This is a genomic window from Streptomyces sp. SAS_281, from assembly GCF_052542855.1.
Genome location: NZ_JBMNDO010000090.1, coordinates 23,718 through 32,500 on the forward strand (window position 1 = coordinate 23,718; position 8,783 = coordinate 32,500).

General features: G+C 74.7%; 6 protein-coding genes. 3 read left to right on the plus strand and 3 right to left on the minus strand.

Translation table 11 applies throughout. The annotated features are described in order from the left end of the window. Nucleotides 1-77 precede the first annotated feature (77 nt). A complete protein-coding gene (locus ACN6LM_RS27715; protein WP_445068108.1) occupies nt 78-263 on the plus strand; it encodes an antitoxin in 186 nt (61 codons plus the stop codon). A 140-nt stretch (nt 264-403) separates the two neighbouring features. Then, nucleotides 404-2,908, plus strand: a complete 2,505-nt coding sequence (locus ACN6LM_RS27720) for a SpoIIE family protein phosphatase (RefSeq protein ID WP_445068109.1) — start codon at nt 404-406, stop codon at nt 2,906-2,908. 26 nt (nt 2,909-2,934) lie between these two features. On the opposite strand, the gene ACN6LM_RS27725 is transcribed toward ACN6LM_RS27720, so the two are convergent. The 3 genes from ACN6LM_RS27725 to ACN6LM_RS27735 form a co-directional block, all read right to left on the minus strand. Continuing rightward, complete coding sequence (locus ACN6LM_RS27725; RefSeq protein ID WP_445068110.1) at nt 2,935-3,732, minus strand: thioesterase II family protein; 798 nt, start codon at nt 3,730-3,732, stop codon at nt 2,935-2,937. A gap of 67 nt (nt 3,733-3,799) precedes the next feature. Then, nucleotides 3,800-5,122: a geranylgeranyl reductase family protein gene (locus ACN6LM_RS27730; protein ID WP_445068111.1), complete on the minus strand. Its 1,323-nt coding sequence runs from the start codon at nt 5,120-5,122 to the stop codon at nt 3,800-3,802. 193 nt (nt 5,123-5,315) lie between these two features. Next, complete coding sequence (locus tag ACN6LM_RS27735) at nt 5,316-5,801, minus strand: potassium channel family protein (RefSeq protein ID WP_383305833.1); 486 nt, start codon at nt 5,799-5,801, stop codon at nt 5,316-5,318. A 343-nt stretch (nt 5,802-6,144) separates the two neighbouring features. On the opposite strand from ACN6LM_RS27735, the gene ACN6LM_RS27740 reads away from it, so the two are divergent. Beyond that, nucleotides 6,145-8,748, plus strand: coding sequence for a SpoIIE family protein phosphatase (locus ACN6LM_RS27740; protein WP_445068115.1), 2,604 nt, complete (start codon nt 6,145-6,147; stop codon nt 8,746-8,748). Nucleotides 8,749-8,783 lie beyond the last annotated feature (35 nt).

The window sequence follows — 8,783 nt, forward strand, 5'->3', positions numbered from 1 at the left end:
GTGCCCGCCCGTCCCGGAATGCGAGGGCGTGGCCGGGCGTGGATGCTGGAACGGTCAGCGTCTCTAGGAGGTCAGTCATGGGCATGCTCGACAAGATCAAGGACATGATCAAGGGGCATCCGGACCAGGCCCGCCAGGGAGTCGAGAAGGGCGGCGACTTCGTCGACAAGAAGACCGGCGGCAAGTACGGCGGTCAGGTCGACTCGGCCCAGCAGAAGATGAACGGCCAGCTCGGCGACCGGCCGCCGGACGAGGGCCGCTAAGCGCCCGCACGGATCGTGAGGGAGCGGTGGACACCACACCCGTGGGTGTCCACCGCTCCCGCGCGTCGCACCCCGCCGGCCGCGCGGAGCGGGCGCGCCTCCGACGTGCCGCCCCCGCCGCCCGGGGGCATCCTGACTGTGTGACCTGGCACGGCGCGGCCGCTCGGCTGCCGTTCGGCCCCGGCGACGGCCCGCCCGGGAGACCGGAGGACGGCCGGGCGCCGGACGACCTGTCCCTGGTGCTCGCCCAGTCCGTCGTGAACGCCATCGAGGCGGTCGGCGGCCGGGCCGGCGGGGTCTATCTCCCCTCCCGCACCCCCGGCCTGCTCCGGCTGGCCGTCCTCGCCGGGCTCCCCGGCCCCCTGTTCCGCCCCTGGTGGCGGATGCACGTGAACCGGCCGTTCCCCGTCGCCGAGGCGTTCCGCACCGGCAGCCCGGTCTACCTCTCCGACGCGGAGGACGCCATGCGGCGCTTCCCGCAGCTGATGGCCGGACTGCCGTTCCCCTTCGGCTCCCTGTACGTGCCGGTGCCGCGAGGACGCCGACCGGTCGGCGTCCTCGTCGTCCTGCGCGCCGCGACCGGGGACGAGCCGGTGCCCACCGCCGACCGGGACCGGCTCCAGCGCATCGCCCGCGGCCTGGGTGCCGAACTGGCCGCCCTCGCGGAGGCGGGCGTCCGGCCGGAGTGGGAGGGCGAGCCGCTCCCCGTACAGCTGCCCGCCAAGACGTCCCCGCCCGTGCGCATCGGCCGCTTCGACTGGAACCTCGCCACCGGTGCCGTCGAGGCGGACGACGACCTGGCCGCGATCCTCGGCACCGGTGTCGGCCCCTTCCCCGGCACCATCGAGGCCCTGGCCGCCCGGCTCGCACCGGAAGACGTCTACGGCCTCTGGGCGCTGGCCCGGCAGGCGGCGGACTCCGGCGGCCCCGTCGTCCGCCGGATGCGGCTGCGCGGGCCGGACGGACGCTCCCACCTGCTGGAGGTCTCCGGGCGCCGCCAGGACGACGAGGGGCCCGGCGGGCACCTGACCGGCTTCCTCGTCGACCTGGGCATCGGCCCGGTCGTCGCCGAGGCCGCCGACCGGCTGCCGCGCGGCATCTTCTCGTTCGACCGCTTCGGCCGGATCACCTACGTCAACCCGCTCGCCGAGGACATGCTCGGCCAACCCCGGGCCGCCCTGGTCGGCCGAGTGTTCTGGGAGGCGCTGCCCTGGTTCGCCAACCCGGCGTACGAGGACCACTACCGGGCCGCGATGATCTCCGACGCCCCGGTCCACTTCCTCGCCCGCCGCGACCCGCCCCCCTGGCTCTCCGTCTCCCTGTACCCGGGCCACGACGGCCTGACCGCCGTCCTCACGCCCGCCGAGAAGCCCGCCTACGCCCCGGACTCCGTCGTCACGCCCGGACTGGGGCTCGGCTCACCGGCCGACCGGTCCGCCGCCCTCTACCGGCCGGTCGCCCTCGCCATCGCGCTCACCGAGGCCGTCACCGCCCGGCAGGTCTCCCGCGTGGTCACCGAGGAGCTGCTTCCGGCCTTCGGCGGCCGGCAGCTGGCGATCTATCTGCTCAAGGAGGGCCACCTCTACCTGGAGTGGGAGACCGGCTTCCCCCAGGGATTCCTCGACCGGTTCGACGCGGTCGGCCTGGACGCCCGCATCCCCGGCGTGGAAACGCTCACCACCGGGCGCCCCATCTTCTTCGAGTCGATGCAGCGCCTGGCCGCCGCCTACCCGGGCATCCCCATGGACACCGACGTCGGCGCCCGCGCCTTCCTCCCGCTCATCGCCTCCGGGCGGCTCGTCGGCTCCTGCATCCTCGGCTTCGGCCGGCCGCGCGGCTTCAGCCCCGAGGAGCGTACGGTCCTGACCGCCCTGGCCGGCCTCATCGCCCAGGCCCTCCAGCGTGCCCAGCGCTACGACACCGAGGCCGCGCTCGCCCGCGGCCTCCAGGACGCCCTGCTGCCGCACCGGCTGCCCGCCGTCCACGGCATCGACACCCAGGGCCGCTACCTCCCCGGCACCCAGGGCATGGACGTCGGCGGCGACTGGTACGACGTGATCGAGACCCGCGGGCGCCTCGCCCTCGTCATCGGGGACGTACAGGGGCACGGCGTGGCCGCCGCCGCGACCATGGGCCAGCTCCGCAGCGCCGTACGGGCCTTCGCGCTCAGCGGCCACGACCCGCAGGAGGTCATGAGCGGCACCAACCGCCTGCTCATCGACCTGGACACCGGCCAGTTCGCGAGCTGCTGCTACATCGTGACGGACCCGGCCACCGGCCGGACGCACGCTGTGCGCGCCGGGCACCCCCAGCCCGTCCTGCGCCGGCCCGACGGCACCGCCGAGGTCATGGAGCTCCCCGGCGGCATCGTCCTGGGCATCGACGCCGAGGCCGCCTACCCCGTCACCGAACTGCGCCTCGACCCCGGCGCCACGCTCGCCCTGTACACCGACGGCCTGGTCGAACAGGCGGGCCTCGACATCGACGTCGGGGTCGAGCGGCTGCGCTCCACCCTCGCGGGGCCGGGCGCCGTCCCGCTCGCCGACATGGCCGACCATGTCATCCGCCGCGCCCGCCAGGCCGCGGACCGCCCCGACGACATCGCGCTGCTCCTCGCGGCCCGTTGGGCCGGGGAGGACGCCTGACGACAGCCTCAGCGCGCCCCCGGACCTCAGCTGCCGAGCCGCCCCCGCGCCGGGGCGGTGGACAGGGACACGGCCAGCTCCGCGACCGCCGGCAGATGGTCGTTGAGGAAGAAGTGCCCGCCCGCCAGGACCCGCATGGCGAACGGGCCCGTGGTCGTCTCGCGCCACGGTCCCGAGTCCTGCGGCGTCACCTCCGGGTCACCGTCCCCGGTGAGGGCGACGACCGGGCACGTCAGGAGACCGCCGCCCGGCACGTACCCGGCGACGGCCGCGTAGTCGGCGCGCAGCGCCGGGAGGATCACGTCGAGCAGTTCCGGACTGGCCAGCACCGCCGGGTCCGTGCCGCCGAGATCGCGGATCCGTGCGAGCAGCGCCTCATCCGATTGCGGCCGGCCGGAGCCGAGCCGCGAGGGCGCCCGCCTGCCGGACACGATCAGCGCCGTCGCCCCGTGGCCCGGTACGCCGGACAGCCGCAGCGCCACCTCGTGGGCGAGCGAGGCGCCCATGCTGTGCCCGAGGAGGACGCGCGGCCCGGCCGGCTCGGGGCCGGCCGCCAGGGCCTCGGCGATCAGGTCGGCGAGCCGGTGCAGATCCTCGACCGGCTCCTCGCGGTAGCGGTCCTGCCGGCCCGGATACTGCACCGCGCGCACGTCCAGCGCGTGCCGGACGGCGTCGGACAGCGGACGCCAGAACCCCGCCGCACCGCCCGCGTGCGGGAAGCACACCAGCTCGGCGCGGGCGTCCGTGGCGTGGTAGCGGCGCAGCCAGGTTTCCGGGCGCGCGCCCGCTCCCCGGCCGGTCTCTTCGGTCTCTCGCTCGTGCATCGATTGCCTTCGGTTCTCACATCTGGTGTGCGGGGCGTCCACCGGCGAACGGCGAACAACTTCCGGATCAGCGCCGCCGGGGGCCCGGCGCGGGCACCAGGCGGACCGCCGTGTTCAGGACATGGTCGATCGCGTCGCGCGAAGGGTGCTCCGTGAGGTTCGTGAGGAGCCGGGCCAGGGTGTTCAGCAGGGCCGGCGAGCCCATCACGTACCGGTTCAGCACCGGCTGGAAACCAGACCGGCTGAAGATCAGATCGGCGGCCGTGTTGCCGAGCCGGTAGTAGCGGCCCCAGCGCCGGTTCATCTCGGCCGGGTAGTGGCGCAGCGCCCGCTCCCGCCGCGGCCCCGGCGGCAGCGCCAGCGCGAGCGCCGTCGTCTCGGCGGCGACCTCGCCGGCTTCGAGGGCCTGCCCGATGCCCTCGCCGTTCCACGGGCTGACCATGCCCCCGGAGTCACCGACCAGCAGGAGCCCCCGGGTGTACAGCGGGTGGCGGTTGAAGCCCAGCGGCAGGGCGGCGCTCCGCACCGGCCCCTCGGCGTTCTCCTCCCGCAGCCCCCATTCCTCGGGCGTACGGGCGAGCCACCGGTCCAGCGTGGCCCGCAGATCCGCGCTGCCGTGCCGGCGATGGGGGAGCGCGCCCAGACCGACGTTCACCCGGCCGTCCCCCATCGGGAAGATCCAGCCGTACCCGGGCAGATAGGCGTCGCTCCTCGGGAAGCGGAGGTCGGCCCACAGCTCCAGGAAGTCCTCCCGGGAGCGCTCCGGGCTGCGGTAGTAGCGCCGGGCGGCCGTGGCGATCTGCCGCTTGGCATCGCGCTGGAGGCCCATCGCGAGCGCGATCCGGGCCGAGGCTCCGTCGGCGGCGATCACGACGGGGGCCCGGTGCACCACAGGCGCCGTCCCGGCCACCGCCGCCACCCCGGTGATCCGGCCCGCCCGGTCGGTCACCGGCTCCTTCACCTTCACCCCGGTACGCAGCCGGGCGCCGGCCGCGACGCGAGGATGTCGTCGAATGTCGTCGAAGTCGTGCCGGCTGCGGGTGAGCCCGAAGTCCGGGAAGCCGCCCAGAGCCGGCCAGTCGATCTCCACCTGCCGGGAGCCGGCCACCCAGCGCATCCCGCGCGACCGGGCCCAGCCGGGGGCCTGGATGTCGACGCCCATGCGGATCAGCTGGTGCACCGCGCGCGGGGTCAGGCCGTCCCCGCACACCTTCTCGCGCGGGAAGCGTGACTTCTCCAGGAGCAGCACATCGACCCCGGCTCTCGCGAGGTGGTAGGCGGCGGACGAACCGGCCGGGCCCGCACCGACGACGATGACCTGCGCCTCCTCGGCCGCGCCGTGAGCGGTCTCCTCGTCCGGCGGCGACTGCTCTGCACGCGTCTCCCGCATGGGGCTCCCTCCTCGGTCCGGCGCCGCCGCCCGGGGGCGACGACCCTGTACACCGCCATCCTGCCGGTTCCCCGGGCCCCGGGGAGGGTGATCAAAAAGGCCGGTGCCCGGTGCGGGGCCGTTCATACACGGCCGGGTGACCCAGGCCGTGTCCGGAAACTCCGGACACGGTCTCGGCCCGACGTCCCGCCGTTCAGCCCGGCGGCCTGCGCCCCGCGTCCGCGAGCAGCCGTTCGATGCGGTCGAAGCGCTCGTGCAGCAGTCGCTCCGTGTCGTCCCGCATCCGGCGCGCGGCGTGCTCGGCCTCGGCGGCCAGCCGGTGACGGCGCCGCTGCTCGTGCCCGACGAACCAGGTCGCGAGCGCCGCCGTGACCATCCCGTACGTCGTGATGCCGACACCCATCACGACGACGGCGACGATCCGCCCCCACAGCGTCACCGGGAAGAGGTCTCCGTAACCGACGGTCGTCGCGGTCTCCACCGACCACCACAGCCCCCTCGGGTAGGAGGTGATCGTGGCGTCCGGCGCGTGCCGCTCGGCCAGGACCACCAGCCAGGAGCCGGCCAGCACGGTCAGGGCGAGCAGCACCGTCGCCCAGCCCGCCGCCTTCAGATGCAGCGAGCGGTTCTCCCGGCCGAGCAGCAGCTCGACCGCCTTCGTCAGGAATACAGGCACCATTTCCGGATCATCGGGCGACGGCGGAGGTCCCGGCGCCCGGGCGCGCGCCCGCCACCCGCCTGTCACCCGATCGCGCCCGGCCCGGCCCGGCAGGGCACGCGGGCCGGTCCCGCACGCCGATCGCCCTGCGACGATCCGTGTTAAACCTGGATATGTGGGTGGCACAGGTCGATTCCGGGCGATATTTCACCGCTCCGCCCGGCGTCCGCAGCGACACGAGGGCGGCCGCCCGGGCGGTCACACACCCGCGCCCACCGAACCGCCGCGCGGGCGAACCTCCCCGGGGCGCCGCCTGCTCTCCCTCTTCAGCGTCCGCACCGTCGCCGGACAGTTCTTCGTCCTCATGCTCGGCATCGTCGTCCTGCTCGACGCCGCCGCCGTCATCGCCCTCGTCGTGCAGGGCCGGCGCGACAGCATGAGCGCGGCGCGGGCCCAGTCGCTGAGCGTCGCGGAGACCTTCGCGCACGCACCCGGCGTGGCGGCGGCGCTCGACAGCAAGGACCCCACGGCCGCCCTCCAGCCACGCGCCGAGGAGATCCGGCAGAGCACCGGCGTCGAATACGTCGTCGTGGCCGGCACCAACGGCATCCGCTACACCCACCCCGACATCGCGCTCATCGGCAAGCAGGTCCCCGGCCCGTTCAAGGAGGCCCTGGAGCACGGGCCCGTCACCCGTACCGTCGACGCCAGCCGGGGCAAGGCCGTCAGCTCGGCGGTGGCCGTCCCACGCAGGGACGGAACGCCTGCCGGGCTGGTCGCGGTGGGCATCCAGGTCGAGGCCGTGAACAAGCTGGCGTACCCGAGCATCCCCCTCACCGTCGGCGCCGGGGTCGCCGCCCTCGCCCTCACCACGGTCGGCGCCGCCCTGGTCAGCCGCCGGCTCAGCCGCCAGACGCGCGGCCTCGGCCCAACCGAGATGACCCGGATGTACGAGCACCACGACGCCGTGCTGCACGCCGTGCGCGAGGGCGTCCTCATCATCGGCGCCGACCACCGGCTGCTGCTCGCCAACGACGAGGCCCGGCGGCTGCTCGACCTCCCGCCCGACGCCGAGGGCCGCGCGGTGACCGACCTCGGGCTGGCGTCCGGCACCGCGGAGCTGCTGGCCTCCGGGCAGGTCGCCACGGACGAGCTGCGACCCGCCGGGGACCGGCTGCTGGCCGTCAACCTCCGCCCCACCGAGGAGCGCGGCGGCCAGCCCGGCATGGTCGCCACCCTCCGCGACACCACCGAGCTGCGGGCCCTCACCGGCCGGGCCGAGACCGTACGGGAACGGCTGACGCTCCTCTACCGGGCGGGCGCCCTGATCGGGACCACCCTCGACGTCACCACCACTGCCCAGGAGCTCGCGGACGTGGCCGCCCCCGGATTCGCCGACTGCGTGACGGTCGACCTGGCCGACGCCGTCCTGCGCGGCGGGGAGCCGAGACCGCCCTCCGGCGACACCCTGGAGTTCCGCCGCACCGCCGTCCGCAGCGTCCCCGAGGACCCTCCCCTCCACCCGGCCGGACATGTCATCGGCTACCGGCCGACCACCGCCGGCGGCCTGGGCACCGGCGCCGGTCACACCTGGATCGTCTCGGACCTGGCCGCCTCCCGGCAGTGGCGCGAGACCGAACCGGAACAGGCCGACCGCCTCCTGGAGCACGGGTACCACTCACTGCTCTCGGTCCCGCTGCGGGCCCGCGGCGTCATCCTGGGCATCGCCAACTTCTGGCGCGCGCAGAACGCGGACCCGTTCGACCTGGACGACCTCTCCTTCGCCGAGGAACTGGTGGCCCGCGCCGCGGTCAGCGTCGACAACGCCCGCCGCTACACCCGCGAGCACGAGATGGCGGTCACCCTTCAGCGCAGCCTCCTCCCGCGCGGCCTGCCCGAGCAGAACGCCCTGGACGTCGCCTACCGCTATCTGCCGGCGCAGGCGGGCGTGGGCGGCGACTGGTTCGACGTGATCCCGCTCTCCGGCGCCCGGGTCGCCCTCGTCGTCGGCGACGTCGTCGGGCACGGGCTGCACGCGGCGGCCACCATGGGCCGGCTGCGCACGACGGTCCTCAACTTCTCCAAGCTCGACCTGGCGCCCGACGAACTCCTCGGCCACCTGGACGAACTGGTGGTCAGGATGGACCAGGAGGAGGAGGAGTCGGGCGGCGGCGAGATCACCGGTGCCACCTGCCTGTACGCGATCTACGACGCCGTGTCCGGCCGCTGCACCATCGCCCGGGCCGGCCACCCCGGACCCGCGCTCGTGCTGCCCGACGGCACGGTCGGCTTCCCGGAGATCCCGGCCGGGCTGCCCCTCGGGATCGGCGGCATGCCCTTCGAGATGACCGAGCTGGACGTCCCCGAGGGCAGCCGCCTCGTCCTGTACACGGACGGTCTGGTGGAGCGCCGCGACCGGGACATCGACGACGGCCTGGACCTGCTGCGCCGCTCGCTCGCCGACCGCGACCGTACCCCCGAGGAGACCTGCGACGACGTGCTGGAGGCCATGCTGCCCAGTCGTCCCGGTGACGACGTGGCCCTGCTGGTCGCCCGGACCCGCACCCTGGACCCGTCGCGGCGCGTCGAGTGGGACGTGCCCCCGGACCCCGCCGCTGTCGCCGGAATCCGTAAGCAGGCCATGCGCTGGCTCTCCGACCGGGGCCTCGACGAGGAGGGCTTCGTCACCGAGCTCATCCTGAGCGAGCTCGTCACCAACGCCATCCGCTACGGCTCCGAGCCCATCAGGGTCCGGCTCCTGTACGACAGGGCCCTGACCTGCGAGGTGTCGGACTGCAGCAGCACCTCCCCGCACCTGCGCTACGCCACCACCACCGACGAGGGCGGCCGGGGACTCTTCCTCGTCGCCCAGTTCGCGGAGCGCTGGGGGGCCAGGTACACCGACCGGGGCAAGGTCATCTGGTCCGAGCAGGCACTGGGCGGCCCGCCGCCGTCCGGTCTGCTGTAGACGACGGACGCGGGGCCCGGCGTACTGCCGGGCCC